Raw genomic sequence first — 22,788 nt, 5'->3', positions numbered from 1 at the left:
TTCCTGCCCCTACCCTCTCAATGATCAATAATTAGATAATTATCTTTATTTAAGCCTTTATGGCTTGAGATAATTAAACGATCGACCATTTCCATACCCAGATGTTTTTCTATCCATAAGCGTTTCTCAGTATAGCAATACAGGTTATAAATAGAAGGTGCTGTTAAAACATAAACTTCAAATAAATCAAAACTATAAACTTTCTTGAAATACTCAATCGCATTTTCAATAGGCTCTAAAGCCAGAAAGTAAAATTTAGTACTTTGAGATACTTCAAATCCAAGGTGTCAACTAAAACCATCTTATATGCCTCTATGTAATTACAAATCACATCATCCATATCAGTATTAGCTATCTCTTTACTCATCTCCTACTCTAATTTTTGACCCTGCTAATACAATTACCAATTTATGTTAACTTTGAATAAAATATTAATTATAAGATACGGAACATAACTTGAAATAAAATATAAAAGCATTTAGCTTTTGATTAGGTACCGATAAAATCGCCAGTTTTAACACATCACTTAAATCAAGACTAATGCCCACGCTCTGGCGTGGGCTGTTCTTGTTTGGTGATGGGGTGTCTGGCGATACCTTCGGTGCTAACAGGTTCAGTTCCGCGCTTTTTTATTGTACATATATGGGGTTAGAGAAAAAACTTTGCCAGAAGCATCCAAACACAGATTTTAGCGGAATTACAAATCAAAGTTTAAGCGAATTATCTAATAACAGAATTGGGTTATTAGCTAATCTTATGCAAATTAGCAGAAGAAAGGTTTTGGATAATATGATTCATAGCTTTTTTAAAAAACATGAAGAAGAAATAAAACATCGAATCGGAAAAAGAGTTCATGAAATAGAAAAGCTTCTATAAGCGGAGCCGCAAAATTTCTATCGCACAAAAAAAACCAACTAAATACCTCAAATTTCTATATAATTATATAAATCTATATTTATATAAAACACTCTCCTACAACACATAAGCAACAAATCTTATCACTTAATATAGACTGTTACGGAAAACCGTAACCCAATCTTATATTTTTTCATGAAGTTTACTCATACTTGGGCGTAAGATTTTTATTCGAATTGGATATCTTTAAACATTACGATACTAAATCAAGAATAACCTTTCATGAGTCAAAATAAATTAAACTTGTCTACCCTAGAATCCTGGTTATGGGATTCTGCCAATATATTAAGAGGAAGCATTGATTCTTCAGATTTTAAAAATTACATCTTTGGATTGTTGTTCTTAAAGCGTTCAAATGACGTATTTGAAGAAGAAGTGGAAACCATTATGGCTCGTGATAATGTTTCTAGAGAAGATGCCGAAGACGACACCTATTTTCAGTTACCGGAAGAGTCTAGATGGGAAACGATTAAAAAGCATACCGAGAATATAGGTATAGCTCTAGATAAAGCTTTTGCTGCAATAGAAAGAGAAAACACCTCTTTAGAGGGCGTTATGACGGCTACAAAATTTGGTGACAAAGAAAAGCTGTCCGATGAACTATTAAAAAGGCTATTAAGGCACTTTAACCAGCACTCTCTGCGCAACGACCATTTAGATTCTAATGACCTGTTAGGTGATGCTTATGAGTATCTGATTAAGATGTTCGCTGATGATGCCGGTAAGAAGGGTGGCGAATTTTATACACCAAGAGGTGTAGTTCAATTAATTGTACAACTTATAAAACCAGAACCAAAGCAAAAAGTCTATGACCCCACCTGCGGCTCTGGCGGTATGTTGATAGAATCTGCCCGTTACATTGCGCAGCAACCTAATGGTAAAGTTGGCAACAACGTTAATGTTTCTTTATTTGGACAAGAAAAAAACTTGGGCACCTGGGCAATTGGCAAGCTGAATATGCTGCTACATAACTTTATGGATGCCGATATTAGAAAGGGTGATACCTTAACTACACCACAACACAAAAATGAAAATAATGAACTAACCCTTTTTGACAGGGTAATTGCAAATCCTCCGTTTTCTATGGACGCTTGGTGGGCACCTGCTGAAAACTCCATTGAAGTGAAGCTGGACAAGAACGGTAAAGAAAAGAAAGTTTCCCCTAACTACAACAAAGTGGTAAGCGATCCTTTTGGGCGTTTTCAATACGGTATACCGCCACGTGGTTATGCAGATTTGGCTTTTTTACAACACATGATAGCGGTGTTAAAACAAGATGGAAAAGCTGGTGTAGTACTACCACATGGCACCTTGTTTAGAAGCGGCAGCGAAGGTAAAATACGTAAAGCCTTGCTAGAAGCAGATTTGGTAGAGGGTATTGTAGGTCTACCAAGTGCCTTGTTTTACAATACAGGCATACCAGCAAGTATTTGGATTATTAATAAAAACAAAACCGAGGCACAAAAAAACAAGGTTGCAATTATAGATGCCAGTAGCGATTATAAAGACAGTAAAAATCAAAACGAAATTTTACCAGAACATATTACTAAAATTGTAAACGCTTATGATGATGCTAAAGAGGTTGATAAGTACATGCGTATTGTAGAACTAGTAGAAATTGCAGATAACGATTACAACTTAAATATTTCTCGTTTTATTGATACTAGCGAGCCAGAACCTATTGTAGATATTAAGGCAGTACACCAGAATTTAGCGGATTTAGAAGTCAAAGAAGCAGAAATTGATAAGAAACTGGCTGGATTTTTAAAGGAGTTGGGGATATGAGGGAAATGTTAAAAGAAAATCTACCTTCAGATTGGAAATATGATAATATCAAGAATATAGGCGAAGTCGTTACTGGAAATACACCTAAGTCAAATAATACTGAATTTTATTGTGACAAAGGTGTTCTATGGGCTTCTCCAGCAGATTTAGGTAAGGGAAAATATATTAACAAAACGAATAAACAATTATCTAAATTAGGTTTTGATACAACACGTAAGTTACCCCCTTTATCAATAATGATTACTTGTATTGGTTCAACAATAGGTAAAATTGGAATGACTAATTCATGGATGTCTACCAATCAACAAATTAATAGCATAATTTGTAATGAAAGTAATTTTGCTGAATTCTATTATTACGTAATGGGGTATATGGCAAAATATATAAAGTCACTTGCAGGAACTCAAGCTGTTCCATTACTAAATAAATCTGATTTTTCGGGAATTAACGTACCTGTTCCACCCCTCCCAGAACAACAAAAAATAGCAGAAATACTAAGTACGGTAGATGCTAAAATTGAGATCATAAACCAACAGATTGGCGAAACCCAAGAACTAAAAAAAGGCTTGATGCAACGCCTGTTAACCAAAGGCATTGGTCATACCGAGTTTAAAGATTCTCCTTTGGGTAAGATTCCTAAGAGTTGGGGGAATATGAAACTAAAAGATGAATGTGAGAAACTTAATGTTGGATTTGTTGGTACATGTGAAAAATTCTATTGTAAAAAAGAAGAAGGGGTGTTGATGTTGCGTACAGGGAATCTTTCTAATGGCAAAATTAAATATAACAATCTAAAATATGTAACTACTGAATTTCATGAGAAAAACAAAAAATCACAGATTTTTGAAGGTGATTTATTAGTTGCAAGACATGGTTCAAGTGGTCAGGCTGTTCTAGTGCCTGAAAACTTTGAAGAATCAAATTGTCTCAATATAATCGTTATTAGACCAATTAAAGAAACCTTAAATCCGCAATTTTTAAAATATCAATTTAATTCGGCAGTCATTAAAAAACAGGTAAGAAAGAAAACAGCAGGTTCTACACAAGGAGTAGTAAATACGAAAGAAATTGCATCCTTAAATATTTTATTACCAGCCTATTCAGAGCAAAATAAAATAGCAGCTATCTTAAATTCTGTCGATGGAAAATTAAACATATTAACAGAGAAGAAAAACAATTATCAAGAACTCAAAACAGGCTTAATGCAGCAGCTGTTAACAGGTAAGGTTCGAGTGAAATTAACTGCTGAAGTATGAACATAACCACCGAAAATTTGGAAAAGTTTGTTGTTGATTGTCAACCTAAATTAGATGCTATTAAAACATCCTTATCTGCTTTTAACATCTTCAATGTTTTAGGTATTCAGCACAGAGAAATAAGGCATAGTAATTTTTTAGGCTGGTTGTTTGACCCTAATGAATCTCACAAACTGAATGATATTTTTTTAAAAGCTTTGTTCAAATTACTTCGCCAAAGAGGAGTTCTAGAACCAGAACAATACACAAACCTTTTGCTAGCGGATTTAACCGAAACAAATGTATACAGAGAATCTGTTAACAACATTGATATTCTTATCATAAATAAGACTTTAGGTTTTGTAATCTGTATTGAAAATAAGATTTATGCCGGCTTTGCTGAACATCAGCTAAAAAAATATCATGATTTTATAGTTAAGAACTACGAGGATTTGCCCAATAAAATATTTCTCACACTTACCCCCAACCATTCAAATCAGCATTTTAAGTTTAGAGGTGGTGAATATTATACAAACATTAATTATCGACAAATAACATCATTAATAGAAAATAATAAAGACATAATAAACTCTGCATTTCCTACAGTTAAAGAAAGTATTAATCAATATGTTGCAATGGTAAAAAAAGATATAACACAAACTAGTGATGAAATAAAACTGGCTAGAAAAATATATGGTAAATATAAAAAAGTAATTGATTTTATCATTAGTAACCAACAGGACCTGTCTCTTTATAGAAACCAAATATTAAATCATATAACTACAGTTGGATTAGAAGGATTTAAAATCAGTCATGATTCAGGAAATGAAAACGTAATCTATCTATTACCAGATAACAAAGAACTACTAAATCTATTTTATTATCCAGAGGCGAAATCTAGAGATGGGGATTATATTTTCAGCCTAGTTATATATTTTGAAGTGCATGCAGTTTGGATGAAGTTTGGTTTTGGAGATATTAAGTCCCCAGAAAAACATATGGAGATACAAACCAAAAAAGAAAAACTTTTTGATGAAATGAAATTATTTGAATGTTTTAAGGAAACTAAGCTAAAAGTCGATTTTCACAATAAAAAAACATCAGACAAATACCCGAGTATATGTGGTGCTCCAATTTTCAATATAGATGATTATTATTCTGAAGATAAACCTGCCCTAGAACTATTTAAATTGAAATTTGAAGAGCTCAACAATGAACTTATTAAACCATGGGTTATTGAGTGTAAAGAGAAATTGAGTGTAATAATATAGAGACTAAAATCTAATACTAGTAAATCCACTTAACATTATTTAAACTTTTAACTATCGATTATTGATGAAGCTTGATTTCAAATTATATAAACATATTGAGGAGCTTGTATCTATAGATTTAAAAAACCATAAAAATCAAGAGTGGTATCAATATTCATATAATTTATATTTAAATCATAAATTAGAATCAATAGATGATTTTTGGAAAATTGTCGCATTTGCATACTCTTGGATGCCTACCATACCTACCATACATTATGAAAAATTAAAGGGTAAAGAAAATTTATTATTTCTTGAACTTAAAAAATTACAGCAAAACAAGGGAGACATAGATTGGCTATTTAAAGCATTAACACCTGTAATCAACAATAGTGTTGTTGGCACTTCCAAAACACTACATTTCATTGCACCAGATGTAATACCTATTTACGATAGTAGAGTAATTACAGCATGGTCCAGGATATTTAAAACTAATAGATCATTGAGGTTACAGTATATACCTGGCGGTGAAATAAGTAAAGTATTGTTTTATACTGTTAAAATGAATGAATGGCTTACAGAATGCTTAAAACATAATCCTAATTTGAAACTTAGGAATTTAGAATTAATGCTTTACTATTATGGAGGAAAATAGGGTAATAATATATAATAACGCAAAAAATAATCAAGTTAGGGAACTATCCTTTCTTGCATCACTCATTAAACTTTTCCCAGATGCAGAAATCATTAAGGAAAGTTATAATTTACCAAGTTCTTTAGCATCCAAAACTTTAAACGTTAAAAAACTAATTAAAACAATTTCTAAAAACCATAAACTTTCTGCTAGTAAAAAGGCAAAATGTATTCATGAGCTAACACTATTACCCGAAGAGATTAAAGTGGTTCGCTCCATCGCTAAAATATCTGTAGATTTCGTTATCATATACCAAGAGAAAATTCACTTTATAGAATTTCATGAACAACAACACAAAATAGATTCCAACAAAACATCAAGAAAAGTTTATAGCATAAATAATGATGAAATAATAGTTCCACGATACCTACAGAGATTGTTACGAGATATATGGAGGATAGAACATCTTAATAATTACCAAATTGTCTGGTATGATTGGTTTGAACTTACAAAAGATAAAAATATTTTCAATAATAGCGTTAGGGAATTTACTTTGGAAGGAAAATTTAAATTATCCGATTTAGTATAAAATATGAGTAATAACGGAGAATTCACAAATAGCGAATTACCAGCGATCAAGCTATTTCAACAATTGGGCTATCAGTATTTTAATGCTAGCACCCAAGACGAAAGAGAAGATATCACCGAGGTAGTTTTAAAAAATAGACTATTAGCTTCTATTAAGCGTATAAACCCATGGATCAATGACAATAACCTTAACAAGGCGTATTCTCAATTAACTACGGTCAATGGGGCATCGCTAATGGAAATTAACGAAAAGGTTTGGAAAATAATTAGAGGTGGCACTTATTCTGTTAAACAGGTTATTGAAGGAATTGAAGAATACAGACCAGTACACTTCATTGATTATTTGAACCCGAACAATAATGACTTCTTAGTGGTAAACCAAATGAAGTATCATGGTAGATTTCAACACTCCATACCAGATTTGGTGGTATACATTAATGGTCTACCCATAGGCGTGATCGAATGTAAATCACCAACAGCACAAAACGCTTGGGACAAAGCTTATAGTGATTTAAAATATTACCAAAAGAACTCAGAAAGGCTATTTCACTTTAATCAAATATGTGCCGGTATTTGGGATGTTGGTGGAAAGTACGGAGCAATAAATTCTCCCCAGCAATTTTATTCTGTATTTAGGACCAGTAAAGAAGATACCGATATCATCAATCAAGCCCAAAAAGACCAGGACAAGTTGATTATCGCACTTTTTAAAAAAGAGAGGTTATTAGATATCATTCGTCATTTTGTATTGTTTGAACTAGAAGAAGGTAGTACTATAAAAAAACTTCCTAGATACCAGCAGCTAAGAGCAACTAATAAAACAATTACTCGATTACAAAAAGGTGAAGGTGGTGTGATATGGCATACACAAGGCTCAGGGAAATCATTAACGATGGCATATGTAACTAGAAAACTGCAAGCACCAGAATATGGTTTTAACAACCCTACGGTTCTCATAATGACTGACCGTAAAGACTTGGACAGGCAGATTACCACTACATTCCAAAATGTAGGCTTCAAGAACGTGAACCAAGCATCATCTGTAGTTCACCTAGATAAATTATTACGTAATGATTATGGTGGTATCATTACAACGACCATACAGAAATTTCAAGAAACAGATAAAGAAGCTACTTCTTCTACCGACCAAACAGAGTTGGAAGAGCGTGGAAATCTAATGATTGAAAAACATATAAATGACAAAACCCTCACCAAGATTACCAAAGAACTTCAAAAAGGCAAATGGGTAGAAATAGAGAGAGAAGAAATAGAACTGGAAGAACTTTCTAAAAAAGAGAATCTTTATATTCTTGTTGATGAAGCGCACCGTAGTCATTATGGGTTCTTGGCATCTTTCATGAGAACAGTGCTACCTAATGCTAAATTTATAGCATTTACAGGAACACCTATTTCCAAAGAAGACAAATCTACACTTGCCGAGTTTTATGGTGGCAAATATATTGATGTCTATACCATTAAAGAATCAGTAGCCGACGGGGCAACTGTCAAGCTTTTATATGATGAGGGAATTGCTAAACTAGACATCAAAAAAGAGGAACTAGATAAAGATTTCGAAATCAAGTTTGGTCACCTATCAGAAGATAAAAAAGACAAACTAAAGAGGGAGGCTCTACGCAAATACCAATTATCGGCAGAACGTGTTGATGTTATTGGTAGGCATATGATTAATCATTACAGCAAAAAGATATACCCAGATGGTCATAAAGCCATGATAGTCTGCAGTGGTAGAGAGGCAGCTATTAAATATCAAGAAGTATTAGAATCGCTCAAAGCTGAAGGTTTTCATGATTTTGAATCGAAGGTGGTAATTAGCATAGGCTCACCAAAGTCTGATGCTATCGCAAAAATGTACTATGAAACTCTAGAGTGGAACAAAGAAAATCCAAATGATAAAAGACCTGTTCTAGTCGTTCCTCCTGAAGACATTAAAGAAGCTACCAATGATTTTAAATTACCCTTTGGTAATACAGACGAAAAAGAGAAATCTGGAAAAAAGAAGTATGACAATACCGCTTTCATAATTGTATCTGACATGTTGTTGACCGGTTGGGACGCACCTATAGCTTCATGTCTATACTTAGACAAGCCATTAAAAGAACATAATCTGTTACAGGCCATTGCCAGGGTAAACCGCTCTAGAAGTGGCAAGAATGCAGGACATATTATTGATTATAACGGAATCACAGCTTATTTAATTCAGGCGTTGGAAATCTTTTCAGGAGATTTAAGACCAGATGATATTCTAAAAAATATCAATGAAGAGTTTCCCAAATTGGTTATGAACCATACCAAGTTGGTAGAATTCTTTAAGCAAATGAAAATTGACAAAAACTATGAGCGTGATAACTATATAGATGCCGCAGTAAGGTTTATAGAACCAATTAATAAACGTGATGATTTTAAGGTATTATTAAAAGATTTTAATAAGTCTATAAATATTGTCCTTCCCAATACCAAGGCATTAAAGTACCAAGGAGATTTTAAACTCTTTAATGAGATTAAGTTAAGAGCTAGAAACGCATATCCGGACGATGAGGAGCTGAAAATTACCAAAGACGAAAGTAAGATGCTTCAAGCTATGATAGATGAGCATTTGAAAGCTGAGGGGGTTGAAAATTTACTGGCAGAACCAATATCTATTATAGACAAGGATAAATTCAAAGAAGAGATTATGAACGCCTCACCGGCCACCAAAGAGCTGAAGATGCGAAATAATTTAAAGCATACCATAAAAGTAGGATTGGATAAGAACCCTGACTTCTATAAGCCATTGGCACAAAGGCTTGATGAATTATTAAAGATGAAAACCGAAGAGCGTATTACGCAATTAGAACTATTAAAAGCTTACACAGAGATACAAGATGAAATCATAGATCAACAAAAAGAGGGCGAACAAAAAGGCTTCGTCACAGAGCGTGAGAGAGCGGTATATGATTCAATGAAGGTGTTGTTCAATGAAGATGCAGAAGACGCTACAAAAACTATATTCGACCTTATAACAGGAGAACTGAACATTGTTGGTTGGCAGCGAAAAGGACAAGTCAAAAAGGATATTGAAAATAAGATTAGACGCTATTTGACTACAGCTAAAATAGAACGTGAAGATGCTAAGATGAAAGCAAAGGAAATGGTGGAAGTTTTAATAAAGAATAAGGAATAGATGATTCGGTATAACGTAAAAGCAAGATTAGCTAAAGATTTAGGAACAGATGAATTCACGTTAGAAGAATTCGAAAAGGAATTTTGCAATGACAGTCCTATTCAAAGTCGCAAAGAAGCTTATGATTATTACACCAGTGTAATTGATATCATTGGAGAAGGTGAAAATGACATTGATACAATTTCAAAACATATTAGAAATAAAGGAGGAAGTAAAAGCATAAAATCAGGAACGAATACTATTAAAATACCATCGAATACTGAAAACTTAGGAATAGGGATTTATCTAATAAGTGATAAAAATGAAGGTACATTTAAAAAAGACCAAGAGTATTTGATAATTGGATATAATGAATCTATAAACTATTTAACTATTGCCCGAAACCTTGAAGAAGAAATTTCTATTTATAAAAAGCAAAAATGGGAAACACAAGATTGGACCATTGACATAAAATATTATAATTATCAATTTGATGAAGGTGATGAATATATCATTGAACCCAATGTTTTATATACACCGTTCGATTTTTGGGAACACCACAATCCTACCCTAGCTGAAGATGACTTCCCTACTAAAACTGAGTCCATAATAGAATACCATTCTGTACTTCATGAAATTATTAAACAGGGAGAAAATAGAAATCTTGAATTTAAAACTACCTTAAGGTATTGTATAAAAAAGAAATTACCCCAAGATTTTATAGAGAAAAGTATTTTAAAAACGATAACAGCATTCGCAAATACAGGTGGTGGAATACTTTTGATAGGGGTCAACGATGAAGGAAAAGTCGTTGGACTTAATGATGATTATAAAACTTTAAAAAATAAAGACAAGTTCGCTCTTCATTTCGATAACTTATTAAAATCTAGTTTCACAGAGCCTATTGATGCGTTATTAAGTTTTGGATTTGAGGAAATTAATTCTTGTGAAATTTTTATGGTAACAGTTGAAGCTAGTTCAAAGCCTAGATTCCTAAAATATAAAAATGAAGGTAAAGAATTTTATATCAGAAGGGCTGCATCAAGCCATTCTCTAGATTTAGAAGAATCATATCAATATATAATTGACAAATGGCATGCCTAAAGTTCAATACGGACATAAAACTATAGAGTATTCTTTTAAAGAAAAAGAAAAACTTAAATCACACTATATCACAGTTGATAAAGGTGATGGCGTGGTATTAAAAGGCAAATCCATTTCAGATGACAAGGCTCAAAAGCTAATACTTAAAAGAGCTAAATGGATACTAGATAAATTAGACCTGGTGAGTTCCATTGGAGATGATGATATAGTTACGGGGTCAAGAATTCAATACCTAGGTCGCAAATACTATGTAGAGCTTTTTGAAAACAACTCCCATGAAAAAATATTGATTGATTTTACAGAATCTAAATTCAAAGTATTGTTACCTAAATCATTGAACAATCAAATAGAATTAAAGCATGCCTTTGAAAATTTTTTAAGATTAAAAGCCGAAGAAAAGCTAAAGCCTAGAATCAAAAAATTAGGTGATATAACAGGACTAGATTATAATAATTTCAAGATTAGAAAACTTGAGAAACGTTGGGGCAGCTGTACTCCATCTAATGACATTATCATAAACATCGATGCGGTTAAACTCCCCTACTCCTTAATTGATTACCTCTTAATACATGAATTGGTACACACAAAAATAAAGAGCCACTCAAAAGAATTTTGGGCAGAACTTTCCAAACACATTCCTAATTGGAAAGAGCTTGACGACAAGATGTATGGAATGAAGTTGTAGTAATTAATTAGATAAATTCAATAACAAAGAAATAGACATGCCAAAATATAAAATTAGAGATATTGAAATAGGGTATAGAAAGCTTAAAAGCTATGTTTATTATGACAATTTCTCTTTACTATTGAGGCAGAAAATTGCGCAATTCGAAACCAATAAAGATTTCGAAAATAAATTAGAAAAATTAGCAAATTTCTTAAGTAATCCAAATGGAGCACAAGAACAGAAGTATTTTAACAATCTTCTTTCAGAAATAAAATATTATACTGCTCCAAAACGCTTTGCTCCTTTACGAGAAGAAGAGCAGCTAGTAATAAGTAACAATTTCAGTGCTAACCAATACAATTTAGAAAAAGTAAATTACTTTTTTGATGGTCCTGTTGAGCTTCATATCATTACAGTTTTGTGGATTATTCATGAAGGTTATGTTTTACATAAAACCTATAGCAAAGATAATTACGCTTATCATTTAGAGCTAGAATCAGGCAATGGCGAAGTAGTAGATGGGCTTCGCTTATTTAAACCATACTTTGAACAATATCAAAAATGGAGAGATAATGGTTTAGATATTGCGAAGGAATTTTTGGAAAAAGACACAGATGTAGTAATACTTACCTTGGATATAAAGTCTTATTATTACAACGCTAAAATTGACACTAAATTCAAGGAAAATTTACGCAAAGACCTTTTCAGCGGTCTAAATAAAAGAAAATTACCCTTTACAGATTTACTATTTGATATAATATTCGCCTATCAAAAAATATGCATTAAAAAGGGCAATAATATTTTACCCATTGGACTTTTATCTTCTGGTATTTTAGCCAATTATTACTTGAAAGAATTTGATAGTAGAATTAAAAAGGAACTTTCACCTGCTTATTATGGTAGATATGTAGATGACATTCAAATCATCTTATCTAATACTAAAATTGGCAAAAATAAAACAAAAGGGAAATCATCTGTCAAAGATTTTCTAGATAAATATTTAGTACAAAGAGGATTATTTGACCATAAAATAGATAATGATGACGTAAATGCCTATACCTTCAAAAGTTTGCCAAATATTCAAATACAGCAAGAAAAAATTCTACTTTATGCATTCGAAAGTAAGGAATCAAGAGCTGTTTTGGATATGTTCAGAAGAAAAATTGAACAAAATAGTAGTGCCTTTTGGTTTTTACCTTCCGAAGATGAAATAACAGATGATTTTGATAGTAGCGTATATCAACTCTCTTACTCAGATACAATTAACAAATTACGTAGTGTACAAGGCATAAATCAAAGTAAATATGGCGCTGCAGTATATTTAGCTAAAAAAATTAAGATTAGTTTACTAAGCGACAAGGATGACTCTGATTTAACAAAAGAGCAAATACTCACCTTTTTCAAAGGAATTGTTAGCTTAGAATTTTCTGCTTCATGGGAAAAGGTATTTACTTACTTCGTTATAATAAACGATAGGGATTCATTCTGGAATTTCTTCCGCGAAATTTCTAAAAATATTGAAAAAATAAAGCCAAACAATGAATCTATATCAAGAGACGATATTAAAGATGTCAAAGATTACTTAACTATATATCTTGAGAATTGCTGTGCCTTAGCAACTGCTTTAAACCCAGCTTTTGTTTCTGATCATTGGTGGGCAGCAAGAAAGGAATCATTAAAAAGCAAAAAACTAAGAAATGCATTTACATATTCTGGTGAGATTAACGCAATTAAAAAAGCCTATTTAAAATCTTCAATGTTAAGAAATAGCTTTATTGTCACGCCTCTATTAAATTATTTAAACATTTCTGACAATGAGGAAATAAATTTCATACATCATGAAGGGTTAAGAATCATAAATTTTAAATCTGATGAATTAATTTTTAATGATAAAAAATTAAAATACGCACCACGATTTTTATATTTTTTTGAATTTAACCTAGTCTTTTTATTAATAGAATTACTTAAGTACTATAAAGAAAATTCTGAAGAAAATGATAATCAAAAATTCTTTAAAAAACTTTCAAAGGAAATCTATGAAGAAATGTTTGATAAATTTTTCTTGACTAATTATAGTCATAGATTAAGAATATCAAACTCGCAAATAAAAGCCTATAAGGAAAATCTAAGAAATTATTATTTTAAAATAACTGATGGATCAGACCAAAAGAATATTGATTTCAATTATTTTGAAATACCACAAAGTGGTAAGAACCTACAAAATTTTAAAGTTGCTGTAGCCAACACTACAATTGACAAAAAGAATATTTCCGACTCAATTTTTGAAAACCCAAATACCGGCTACGAACGTAGAAAGCAATTCATTAACCTTATTAATAGTGCGGAAATTGAAAAATCAGATGCATTAATACTTCCTGAAGTAAGTGTCCCATATTCTTGGTTACCTGTTCTAGCAGATGAATCTAGAAGAAAACAACGGCTTATTGTTGCAGGGTTAGAGCATCTTACAATTGGTAGGACTTGCTTCAATTTATTGGCGACGTGTTTACCATTAGAGCATAATGGAATTAAAGATGCCGTTATAAATTTAAGATTAAAGCATCATTACTCTCCGGGTGAAAAAAAAATTATAAGGCAACGCAGAAGATACATTCCCAAGACTGATTATGTTCTTTACAATTTATTTAAATGGAGAGGTGTTCACTTTGCTAACTATAACTGTTATGAATTAGCAGATATAAATCATAGAGCTTTATTTAAAGGTAAAGTTGATGTTTTAATTGCATCTGAATATAACCAAGACGTAAATTACTTTTCTAATATAGCAGAGAGTGTATCTAGGGATATACATTGTTATTTCGTTCAAGTAAACACTTCAGATTATGGGGATTCACGAATAACTCTACCTAAAAAAACAGAGCTTAAGGATGTCATGAGACTAAAAGGAGGTGAAAATCATATTGTACTTACTTGTAAATTAAACATTAAAGAATTAAGGGATTTTCAAAAACTATCAGTTCCATATCAGGATACTAGAAAATTTAAAAATACACCTCCAGACTTCAACCATGATGAAGTAGAAAAAAGATAACTAAGATATGAAAGAAATTCAACAACTTTTGGATATTACTTCATCCTTGAAAAAACAATTTCAAGGTAAACTGGATTTTTCATTAGATGGTCGGTTAGTTGGAGATATAGGAGAGGCATTAGTAAGTGAGATGTTTGATATTGAAATATATGGTGGTAATCAACATACTTACGATGGCTATCATAGACCTTCAAACATTAAAGTTCAAATAAAAGCTAGTATGTCTTACAACTTCAATTATCCTTTTGATATTGATCTCGAACATTACATTGCTGTCCATATAAATCCTGATGGCACTTTGGAAGTCCTATATAATGGTCCAGGAAAATATATCAATAAATTTTTAAAGGATAAGAAAAGAAAATCCTATAGAAATATCTGGACAACTATTACAGCTAATCATTTAAAAGAATTAAATGATAAGTTGGAAGCAACCGAAAGATTACCTGAAGTATTATAAACTATTTGAATCAACAGCTTAAATAACTTTGTTATAATAAAATATAACAAAAGAAGACCTAACTAAGAAATTGAAAAAATTACAAAAAAAAAGTTAAAAGATTTGTATTGTGGAATACAACACACAAGTGATATTGAATTTAGAATAATTAAAATAAAAAATTTGAACGATTTTGAAAGATTAAAAGAAAACCTAAAAGTTTTATTTGAAACTGAAAATAAAATAGCTACACTAATTCAAAGAAACGGGTTACGATTTTCAACAAATAAAATAACCGCGGATATAGGTGAGTTCTATGCTCACAAATTACTCAACGAAGAGGAAAATATGTTTGAAGTAGTAACGCAAGAAACAAGCTCAACTTCAGAATGTGATTTAATTGGAATACTTAAAAAAAATTCTAGTTTAAAAAAGCATTTTAATTCTAAAGAAATTAAAATAGAAGTAAAGACTAGAAGAAATCAAAAAGGGGTAAAATATTTAAGTAGCTTAAAGCCTGAAAAATTCGACTTATTATGCATGACTGACATTAATCAAGATTATTCATTAAACCAAATTTACTTGATTACTACTGCTACTGCTAAAGAATTCCTAGACATTAAATATAGTAGATTAATTTTCAAAGAGGAAATGGCATTTACCTCCCTAGTAAAACGTTAAATAACGCTTTACTACATTAAAATAAACTGAGAAAAAACTTTAATAAATTTCACAATCGTATATCAAACACATTATTACAATATGAATTCTGAATTTTATTTAACCGGCTATAAAGAAACTCTTCAAAATGCCTCTGACTTATTATTAATAGCGAATAATTCAGGTGAATTAAAGAAATACGGAGTAGCTGTATCTTTATCAATTCTATCCGCTGAAGAATCTATAAAAGCTTTATTTATAATTCAGCAGAGTATTGACCCTAAGGCAAAAGTCAGCGACTTTGATAAAATATTCAGGAACCATAAAATTAAACATGAATATTTACATGATTTTATCAGAACAATAATGAAATATTGTTATGATTTAATTGATGAGTATGAAAAATACATACCTAATCGTAAAGAAAAAAGAGCCTTTGAAAGAAAAAACCCAAAAATTACAGCACGAATGAATTGGATAAAGGAGAATCAAAAATTTTCTGATGATATGTACCAATTAATTGGTTGGCTTGAAGACGCAAATTCTAAAAAAAACAAAGGGTTATATGTTGATATAGAACGAAATAATTGGGAATTACCTAGAAATACAAGTGAAAATAAATATTTAAAATCCATCGGTAATGCTAAAGATATTTTGGAATATGTAAAATTTGCAACAGATATATTATCCGAAATTCATTTTAAATCCCCAATCAAATAAACTAAATTGAAAAATGACTAGTATAGAAAACTTTACCTATCTGAAAAAACTTTTTTATAAATGGAAATCATGTGAAAATGAAAGTCTTAAAGAATTACAAATTGCCATGATTAATAAACATCTTGATGAAAATAAAGAAATAATAGGGCTACTTGTAAGTATTATTGGTTCGACAGGAGCTATGGCTATTTTAGATGATATTAAATACCATAAGAATCATTTCGAAAAAGCAATGAAAGACTTATTTCCATATTTAAGAAAAACTGCAGTGATTAATTGTTTAGCTAACGAGTTTGATGTAATAAAAAAATCTACAAATCAAGAAAATAAAATTATACATATAATTGAGAAATATGAGTTGCAATTTTTCGATGCAAATATCAAAAGTAGTTCTCATGACACAGAAGAGTTTATCCACGATTGTGAATCTATATTAATTAAGATAGTGTAGCAAAAGAATCAAAACAACACCTAATTCGACACCTAAAAAAACAAAGCCCCATAAACATTACGTTTACGGGGCTTTTCTGCGGAGAAAGAGGGATTCGAACCCCCGGAGGTGTGACCCTCAACAGTTTTCAAGACTGCCGCATTCGACCACTCTGCCATTTCTCCTGAGTGCCTCATCAGGTATTCCCTGAATGCGCGTGCAAATATATAAATGATTTCTTATGTATTAAAGCCTTTTCTTATTTTATTTTTTATGCAAAAAAACCAAGCTAATAATTGGTAAAAGTCTAAGTTTAAAATTAGGTTTTATACTACCTTACGGACATGGACAAGCCATTAGTAAGCATCTTAATACCGTTTAAAAATGTAGCACCATATTTAGAGGAGTGCCTGGATTCCATACAGCAACAAACGTATTTAAATTATGAGGTTATTGCCGTAAACGATCATTCTAATGACGATAGTTTGGCCATAGCCCAAAGATATTCCGCAAAAGATGCACGTTTTAAAATATATTGTAATGAGGAAAAAGGAATCATTACCGCTTTGAGAAAAGCTTACAAGCACAGTAAAGGAACGTTCATAACCCGCATGGATGCCGATGATTATATGACCGAACATAAAATTGAGACCATGGTAAGTGCTTTGATGAATAATGGCAAAGGTTCACTTGCATTAGGATTGGTACGTTATTTTTCCAAGACCGGGGTCAATGATGGTTATGCCAAGTATGAAAAATGGCTGAACAAATTAACGGTTAAGGGACATAATTTTAAAGAAATTTATAAAGAGTGTGTAATCCCCTCCCCTTGTTGGATGGTTTATCGATCAGATTTTGAAATCTGTGGTGCATTTAAACCAAATAGGTATCCGGAAGATTATGATTTGGCATTTCGTTTTTACGAACATGGATTATCCTGTATAGCAACAAACCAAGTGTTACATTTTTGGCGAGATTATACCACGCGTACGTCTCGTACAAGCGAACATTATGCCCAAAATTATTTTATAGCCATAAAACTTCATTATTTTTTAAAACTGGAATATGATACGGGCAAAACCCAAGTAGTTTGGGGCGCAGGAAAAAAAGGTAAGGAAGTTGCCCGTTCGTTAATAGAGAAAAAAATACCCTTTACGTGGGTTTGCGATAATACCAAGAAAATAGGAAAAGAAATTTATGGTGTAAAACTGTTACATTATTCCCAGTTAAAAAAGGTATCAATATCGCAATGCATCATTACGGTTGCCAATGAAGATGAACAATATACTATTAAAACATATCTTGAAGAACTAGGCACAACATCATCTGTTGACTATTTCTTCTTCTGCTGATGGGCACATAAAAATATAGTGTAAATAGACCTTAAAATAATAGTTGTGCTTCAACAGACTTCTACGAACAAAATAATTATCTTTGAAGTAATCAAATCTAGGAATGCAATTTAAATATCCAGAAATTCTTTGGGGCCTTTTACTACTACTCATTCCTATATTCATTCATCTTTTTCAATTACGAAGGTTTAAAAAAACCCCCTTTACCAATGTCAAGTTTTTACAACTGGTGGTATCGGAATCACGAAAAAGCAGCACTTTAAAAAAATGGTTATTGCTACTTAGCCGGCTAGGTTTAATTGCAGCTGTGGTCATTTCTTTTGCGCAACCATTTTTTGCCAATGAAACCGCCTTAAAAGAAAAGGAAACGGTATTCTATTTGGACAACTCTTATAGTATGGACGGTAAAAATGAAAACGGTAGCATCCTATATAATGCTATACAAGAATTTATTAAAAATACTCCGCAGGACCAACTATTTACTTTATTTACCAATACTACCGTCTTTAAGAACATTACCATTAAGAATATTCAAAACGACCTTTTAGAAATAAAACCCTCCGCTGATCAGCTAACCATAAACGATATATTATTAAAAGGAAATACATTTTTTAGCAAGTTAAATGACGTTCAAAAAAATTTAGTTTTAATATCGGATTTTCAACGCCGCATGGGTGGTATTATACCACAAGATTCCATAATGGAAATCAATGTTTTCTACTTAAATCCACTTAACCATACAATAAATAACAGTAGTGTAGACTCGGTATATATAGAAAATAGGACCAATGAAACTATTGATATAGCAGCTACCCTTACAACAAATACCACAGAGGAGAGTCTTCCCGTATCACTTTACAATGACCAAACCCTAATTGCAAAAACTGTCGCCAAATTTAATAAGAACAAAAAAGCAAAGGTTACCTTCTCCATAAATGCAAATGAAAAAATATTGGGTAAAGTAACAATCACGGACAATGGTCTGGAGTATGATAACCAGTTCTATTTTAATATTGATGAAAAGTCCAAAATAAAAGTTCTTGTTATAGGAAAGCCTGCCAATGAATTTCTAGACCGAATATATTCCGAAGAGGAATTTGAGTTGACATCCACTTCACTGTCCCAATTAAATTATAGTGATATAGAAAATCAGCATTTAATAATTATAAATGAAATTGATGAACTTCCAAGTTCTTTAGCAACCGCGGTAAAGTCATTTCATGACGATGGTGGCAGTTTTGTTGTTATACCTAGTACCAAAGGAGATTTAAACTCCTATAATCAATTAGCGAATTTTTTTAATACAACGTCTTACGCCAGTACCATAACGCAAAATTTGGCCATATCCAATATAAAGGTAGCTCATGACCTCTTCAATAATGTTTTTGAAAACAACGTAGATAATTTTCAGTTTCCTAGTGTAAAAACCTATCATAGAATGCAGACCATTGGCCAAATTGCCATTGAGTTTCAAAATAAAGAACCTTTTTTAGTCTCTAATGATAATGCCCATTTTTTTGCTACCGCATTATCCAATGAAAATTCAAACTTTCAAAATTCCCCACTGGTAGTTCCTACTTTTTATAATATGGGTATAAACAGTTTAAAATTGCCTTCCTTATATGCAAATATTGAGGAAAACGCAGCTGTAGAAATACCAATTACCCTGCAGCAGGATGAAAACATTAAGGTCGTAAATGAAACCATTGAATTTATTCCGCTACAACGAGCTTTGCCCAAAAAAGTACAACTTACATTTATGGACAATCCTAAAAAAGCTGGCATTTATAAAGTTATGCATGACCAAAAACTGCTTAGGAACATTAGTTTTAATGAAAACCGGAAAGAAAGTGAATTGGTTTATAGCCAGATACCGGAAAATAACGGTATTACCTCAATAAATAAATATTTTACGGAGCGTCAAAAAGACAACGCCATAAATGAGTTTTGGAAATGGTTTGCTATTTTAGCATTCGCGTTTATTATCATGGAAACATTACTTCAAAGATTTATAAAATAGTCTATAAATGAACCACCCATAAGCCCTATGAACATACTCTTAAAATCAGTTACGATCGTTAATGGGAACAATAAGGACCTTCACAAAAAAAAGAAGGATATCCTTATTAAAAATGGCACTATAGAGGCCATAGCTACAAAAATAGACCCACCTGCAAAGACAAAGATTATTGAAAAAGATAATATGCATGTTTCCATAGGTTGGTTTGATAGTGGAGTAAGTTTTGGCGAGCCAGGATATGAGGAAAGGGAAACCATAGAGAATGGTTTGATGACCGCTGCCAAAAGTGGATTTACGGATGTCATTCTAAATACAAGCAGTACACCCACCCCAGATTCCGCATCGGACATCGTATTCCTTAAAAATGCATCAAAAAACCTACTTACAAAGCTGCATCCACTAGGCAATCTCACTGCAAACGGAGAAAGTGAAGCGCTTGCAGAACTCTATGATATGAAAAACTCCGGGGCCGTAGGGTTTTACGATTACAAACACCCCATATCCAATACCAATCTCTTAAAAATCGCATTACAATATGCACAAAACTTTGATGGATTGATTTTTTCCTTTCCTCTGGATAGGAACATATCCGGTAAAGGCATTGTCAATGAAGGGGTAACCAGTACTAGGCTGGGCTTAAAAGGTATTCCGGCATTGGCCGAAGAACTGCAAATTGCCAGGGACCTTTTTATTTTGGAATATACCGGTGGTAAATTGTTTATCCCTACCATTTCTACGGCAAATGCCGTAAAACTTGTTGCAGATGCCAAGAAGAAAGGTTTGGAGGTATATTGTAGTGTTGCGGCCCATAACCTTACCATTACGGATGAGGCACTGGAAGATTTCAATACACAATATAAGGTCATGCCTCCTCTGCGCACGTCCACTGACACCAAAGCCCTTATCAAGGGTGTTAAAAATGGTACGATAGATTTAATCACTTCTGACCACACACCGTTGAACGTTGAACTAAAACATGTTGAGTTTGATAATGCCGACTTTGGTTCTATTGGCTTGGAAAGTATTTTTGGAATGCTGAACAACATTCTGGATATCGAAGATACAATTGCACAATTAACCAAAGGAAGGGAAATTTTTAATGTGGACCCACCTAAATTAGAAATTGGCCAACCTGCTAATCTAACCTTGTTCGATCCGGAAATTACTTATAATTTTACACAAGACCATATTCACAGCACTTCCAAAAATGCCTTGGCAACAGGTCGGCAGATGAAAGGTAAAGTCATAGGAACGGTAGCGAACAACCAATTGGTCATAAACGAATAACACGTGGAAAAGTCCCCAAGCATACCAGGTAAAACAACGGCCATTGTCGCTTATCTTACAATTGTAGGCGCAATGATAGCCATGAGCATGAACTCGGAACCAAGACATAGATTTGCCAGATTCCATACAAGACAGGCATTTGGGCTTCATATTGTGTTTTTAGGCTTTGCCCTTTTAAACAGTCAATGGGGAAATGTATATGGTTTTTACGGGTTATATATTTTTTATATAGTACTTTGGTTTTATGCATTTTTAGGGCTATTGGGCAATAAAGAACAAGAAATTCCGGTCCTTGGAGCCTATTTTCAAAAATGGTTCACATTCATTCAATAAAATTATGACTACAGCTCCCCTATCTTTAGAACATATTATAAGACCTTCTAACTTAACTGATAAAAAACCACCCGTTCTGTTTTTATTTCATGGTTATGGCAGTAATGAAGAAGACCTATTTTCCTTTGCTCCAGAACTTCCGAAAGAACTTTGTGTTATTTCCGTTAGGGCACCATATATACTTCAGCCATATGGCTATGCTTGGTATGCGATAAATTTTGATAATGAAAAAGGAAAGTGGAGTGATGATGAACAGGCTATTGCATCACGGGATAAAATTGTAACCTTTATCGATGAGGCCTGCAATGTATATGGCTTGGACACGAACCATGTAAATTTATTAGGTTTTAGTCAGGGCACCATACTCAGTTACGCCGTAGCTTTATCTTATCCTGAGAAAGTTAAAAACATAATCGCCCTAAGCGGATATATCAACGAGTCCATTTTAAAGGAAAATTATAGTACAAACGATTTTGACCAGATAAGTTTCTATTGTAGCCATGGAGACGTAGATCAGGTAATTCCGGTAGAATGGGCTCGTAAAGCACCGGAAATCTTAAAGAAATTAGGTATTGAACATCAGTATGAAGAATTTCCTGTTGGGCATGGTGTAGCACCTCAAAACTTTTATTCCTTACAAAAGTGGCTCAAGGAAAAGCTTTAATTACTGCGGGTGTAAAGTAAGTGGTCCACAAGAGTAAAATCAACCCCCAGATCATCTTTTAATTCGTACTTAATAAGCAATTCGCCCCAATACTTTCCATCGGAAAAATCAGCTAAGATCCATTTATGGTTTAATATCTTAATTTTATTGATCTTAAAATCATTTTCCATTCCTTCATAAGGAATTAAAGGATTGTCTCCTTTTTGTTCATTGGTTTCCAACAGTTTGTTTGTAATATATGCAGCTGGGTTATTTATATCCAAATGCTCGTAATAAGCCAAAGCATCATCATTATTTTCCAAAGAAAAATATTGCATATCCATAACCTTGACATTGGACCGTTGTACGGAATCCTTCAAAACATCTATTTCTGACTGTAACTTAGTTATTTTGGCGGTGTTCATTTCCACCATTTTATTACTACTGACAAAGAGATACAAGCAGATTAAGGCCGTAAATAAAAAAAGGTATAAAAAGATATTTTTCTTCATAA

General features: G+C 32.5%; 20 protein-coding genes and 1 tRNA gene. 19 read left to right on the top strand and 2 right to left on the bottom strand.

Annotated elements, in window-relative coordinates:
• The first annotated feature begins 540 nt into the window (after nucleotides 1–540).
• The 14 genes from JM81_RS00730 (at nucleotide 541) to JM81_RS00665 (ending at nucleotide 16,660) form a co-directional block, all read left to right on the top strand.
• Nucleotides 541–876, top strand: coding sequence for a hypothetical protein (locus JM81_RS00730; RefSeq protein WP_144800293.1), 336 nt, complete (start codon nucleotides 541–543; stop codon nucleotides 874–876).
• A 261-nt stretch (nucleotides 877–1,137) separates the two neighbouring features.
• Nucleotides 1,138–2,700 carry a type I restriction-modification system subunit M gene (locus tag JM81_RS00725; protein WP_144800292.1) on the top strand — a complete coding sequence of 521 codons (1,563 nt, stop codon included), beginning with the start codon at nucleotides 1,138–1,140 and terminating at the stop codon, nucleotides 2,698–2,700.
• Nucleotides 2,697–3,956 carry a restriction endonuclease subunit S gene (locus tag JM81_RS00720; RefSeq protein ID WP_144800291.1) on the top strand — a complete coding sequence of 420 codons (1,260 nt, stop codon included), beginning with the start codon at nucleotides 2,697–2,699 and terminating at the stop codon, nucleotides 3,954–3,956. The genes JM81_RS00725 and JM81_RS00720 overlap by 4 nt, the downstream gene beginning before the upstream one ends.
• Nucleotides 3,953–5,206: a PD-(D/E)XK nuclease family protein gene (locus tag JM81_RS00715; protein WP_144800290.1), complete on the top strand. Its 1,254-nt coding sequence runs from the start codon at nucleotides 3,953–3,955 to the stop codon at nucleotides 5,204–5,206. Before JM81_RS00720 ends, JM81_RS00715 begins: the two co-directional genes overlap by 4 nt.
• Nucleotides 5,207–5,270: 64 nt before the next feature.
• Nucleotides 5,271–5,840: a hypothetical protein gene (locus JM81_RS00710; RefSeq protein WP_144800289.1), complete on the top strand. Its 570-nt coding sequence runs from the start codon at nucleotides 5,271–5,273 to the stop codon at nucleotides 5,838–5,840.
• Nucleotides 5,827–6,408: a hypothetical protein gene (locus JM81_RS00705; RefSeq protein ID WP_144800288.1), complete on the top strand. Its 582-nt coding sequence runs from the start codon at nucleotides 5,827–5,829 to the stop codon at nucleotides 6,406–6,408. The genes JM81_RS00710 and JM81_RS00705 overlap by 14 nt, the downstream gene beginning before the upstream one ends.
• 3 nt (nucleotides 6,409–6,411) lie before the next feature.
• The gene (locus JM81_RS00700; protein WP_144800287.1) at nucleotides 6,412–9,588 is read left to right on the top strand and encodes a type I restriction endonuclease subunit R; all 3,177 of its coding nucleotides are present in this window, start codon (nucleotides 6,412–6,414) and stop codon (nucleotides 9,586–9,588) included.
• Nucleotides 9,589–10,671 carry a helix-turn-helix domain-containing protein gene (locus JM81_RS00695; RefSeq protein WP_144800286.1) on the top strand — a complete coding sequence of 361 codons (1,083 nt, stop codon included), beginning with the start codon at nucleotides 9,589–9,591 and terminating at the stop codon, nucleotides 10,669–10,671.
• A complete protein-coding gene (locus JM81_RS00690) occupies nucleotides 10,664–11,356 on the top strand; it encodes a M48 family metallopeptidase (protein ID WP_144800285.1) in 693 nt (230 codons plus the stop codon). Before JM81_RS00695 ends, JM81_RS00690 begins: the two co-directional genes overlap by 8 nt.
• A gap of 37 nt (nucleotides 11,357–11,393) precedes the next feature.
• Nucleotides 11,394–14,390, top strand: a complete 2,997-nt coding sequence (locus JM81_RS00685; RefSeq protein WP_144800284.1) for an RNA-directed DNA polymerase — start codon at nucleotides 11,394–11,396, stop codon at nucleotides 14,388–14,390.
• A gap of 7 nt (nucleotides 14,391–14,397) precedes the next feature.
• A complete protein-coding gene (locus JM81_RS00680; RefSeq protein WP_144800283.1) occupies nucleotides 14,398–14,850 on the top strand; it encodes a DUF6998 domain-containing protein in 453 nt (150 codons plus the stop codon).
• Nucleotides 14,851–15,012: 162 nt separating this feature from the next.
• Complete coding sequence (locus JM81_RS00675) at nucleotides 15,013–15,510, top strand: hypothetical protein (protein ID WP_144800282.1); 498 nt, start codon at nucleotides 15,013–15,015, stop codon at nucleotides 15,508–15,510.
• Between the two features lie 81 nt (nucleotides 15,511–15,591).
• On the top strand, nucleotides 15,592–16,209 hold the full coding sequence (locus tag JM81_RS00670; protein ID WP_144800281.1) for an AbiV family abortive infection protein: 618 nt from the start codon (nucleotides 15,592–15,594) through the stop codon (nucleotides 16,207–16,209).
• Between the two features lie 13 nt (nucleotides 16,210–16,222).
• Nucleotides 16,223–16,660 carry a hypothetical protein gene (locus JM81_RS00665; protein WP_144800280.1) on the top strand — a complete coding sequence of 146 codons (438 nt, stop codon included), beginning with the start codon at nucleotides 16,223–16,225 and terminating at the stop codon, nucleotides 16,658–16,660.
• 79 nt (nucleotides 16,661–16,739) lie between these two features.
• Here the strand turns inward: JM81_RS00665 and JM81_RS00660 are convergent.
• Nucleotides 16,740–16,824, bottom strand: a tRNA-Ser gene (locus JM81_RS00660).
• 159 nt (nucleotides 16,825–16,983) lie between these two features.
• Here JM81_RS00660 and JM81_RS00655 point away from each other — a divergent pair.
• The 5 genes from JM81_RS00655 to JM81_RS00635 all read left to right on the top strand — a co-directional run bounded on the left by JM81_RS00655 (nucleotide 16,984) and on the right by JM81_RS00635 (nucleotide 22,295).
• Nucleotides 16,984–17,991, top strand: coding sequence for a glycosyltransferase family 2 protein (locus JM81_RS00655; RefSeq protein ID WP_144800279.1), 1,008 nt, complete (start codon nucleotides 16,984–16,986; stop codon nucleotides 17,989–17,991).
• Between the two features lie 103 nt (nucleotides 17,992–18,094).
• Complete coding sequence (locus JM81_RS00650) at nucleotides 18,095–20,011, top strand: BatA domain-containing protein (protein WP_144800278.1); 1,917 nt, start codon at nucleotides 18,095–18,097, stop codon at nucleotides 20,009–20,011.
• A gap of 27 nt (nucleotides 20,012–20,038) precedes the next feature.
• Nucleotides 20,039–21,298, top strand: coding sequence for a dihydroorotase (locus JM81_RS00645; RefSeq protein WP_144800277.1), 1,260 nt, complete (start codon nucleotides 20,039–20,041; stop codon nucleotides 21,296–21,298).
• 3 nt (nucleotides 21,299–21,301) lie between these two features.
• Complete coding sequence (locus JM81_RS00640; protein ID WP_089261466.1) at nucleotides 21,302–21,631, top strand: hypothetical protein; 330 nt, start codon at nucleotides 21,302–21,304, stop codon at nucleotides 21,629–21,631.
• 4 nt (nucleotides 21,632–21,635) lie between these two features.
• Nucleotides 21,636–22,295 (top strand): alpha/beta hydrolase, encoded by a 660-nt coding sequence (locus JM81_RS00635; RefSeq protein ID WP_144800276.1) that lies wholly within the window; start codon nucleotides 21,636–21,638, stop codon nucleotides 22,293–22,295.
• On the opposite strand, the gene JM81_RS00630 is transcribed toward JM81_RS00635, so the two are convergent.
• Nucleotides 22,292–22,786, bottom strand: a complete 495-nt coding sequence (locus JM81_RS00630; RefSeq protein WP_144800275.1) for a hydrolase — start codon at nucleotides 22,784–22,786, stop codon at nucleotides 22,292–22,294. The genes JM81_RS00635 and JM81_RS00630 overlap by 4 nt on opposite strands.
• Nucleotides 22,787–22,788: the final 2 nt, after the last annotated feature.

Origin of the sequence: Maribacter sp. MAR_2009_72 (genome assembly GCF_007827235.1) — a bacterium.
In the GTDB taxonomy this organism is placed as follows: Bacteria; Bacteroidota; Bacteroidia; order Flavobacteriales; family Flavobacteriaceae; genus Maribacter; species Maribacter sedimenticola.
The sequence above is the reverse complement of the archived record's forward strand: the minus strand, read 5'-3'. Positions and strand labels throughout refer to the sequence as shown.

Excerpts from the sequence above, each read along its gene's own strand:
- JM81_RS00725 (WP_144800292.1), top strand. The coding sequence starts at position 1,138 with ATGAGTCAAAATAAATTAAACTTGTCTACCCTAGAATCCTGGTTATGG.
- JM81_RS00665 (WP_144800280.1), top strand. The coding sequence starts at position 16,223 with ATGACTAGTATAGAAAACTTTACCTATCTGAAAAAACTTTTTTATAAA.
- JM81_RS00720 (WP_144800291.1), top strand. The coding sequence starts at position 2,697 with ATGAGGGAAATGTTAAAAGAAAATCTACCTTCAGATTGGAAATATGAT.
- JM81_RS00690 (WP_144800285.1), top strand. The coding sequence starts at position 10,664 with ATGCCTAAAGTTCAATACGGACATAAAACTATAGAGTATTCTTTTAAA.
- JM81_RS00730 (WP_144800293.1), top strand. The coding sequence starts at position 541 with ATGCCCACGCTCTGGCGTGGGCTGTTCTTGTTTGGTGATGGGGTGTCT.
- JM81_RS00635 (WP_144800276.1), top strand. The coding sequence starts at position 21,636 with ATGACTACAGCTCCCCTATCTTTAGAACATATTATAAGACCTTCTAAC.
- JM81_RS00715 (WP_144800290.1), top strand. The coding sequence starts at position 3,953 with ATGAACATAACCACCGAAAATTTGGAAAAGTTTGTTGTTGATTGTCAA.
- JM81_RS00710 (WP_144800289.1), top strand. The coding sequence starts at position 5,271 with ATGAAGCTTGATTTCAAATTATATAAACATATTGAGGAGCTTGTATCT.
- JM81_RS00680 (WP_144800283.1), top strand. The coding sequence starts at position 14,398 with ATGAAAGAAATTCAACAACTTTTGGATATTACTTCATCCTTGAAAAAA.
- JM81_RS00695 (WP_144800286.1), top strand. The coding sequence starts at position 9,589 with ATGATTCGGTATAACGTAAAAGCAAGATTAGCTAAAGATTTAGGAACA.
- JM81_RS00655 (WP_144800279.1), top strand. The coding sequence starts at position 16,984 with ATGGACAAGCCATTAGTAAGCATCTTAATACCGTTTAAAAATGTAGCA.
- JM81_RS00645 (WP_144800277.1), top strand. The coding sequence starts at position 20,039 with ATGAACATACTCTTAAAATCAGTTACGATCGTTAATGGGAACAATAAG.
- JM81_RS00685 (WP_144800284.1), top strand. The coding sequence starts at position 11,394 with ATGCCAAAATATAAAATTAGAGATATTGAAATAGGGTATAGAAAGCTT.
- JM81_RS00670 (WP_144800281.1), top strand. The coding sequence starts at position 15,592 with ATGAATTCTGAATTTTATTTAACCGGCTATAAAGAAACTCTTCAAAAT.
- JM81_RS00705 (WP_144800288.1), top strand. The coding sequence starts at position 5,827 with ATGGAGGAAAATAGGGTAATAATATATAATAACGCAAAAAATAATCAA.
- JM81_RS00700 (WP_144800287.1), top strand. The coding sequence starts at position 6,412 with ATGAGTAATAACGGAGAATTCACAAATAGCGAATTACCAGCGATCAAG.
- JM81_RS00650 (WP_144800278.1), top strand. The coding sequence starts at position 18,095 with ATGCAATTTAAATATCCAGAAATTCTTTGGGGCCTTTTACTACTACTC.
- JM81_RS00630 (WP_144800275.1), bottom strand. The coding sequence starts at position 22,786 with ATGAAGAAAAATATCTTTTTATACCTTTTTTTATTTACGGCCTTAATC.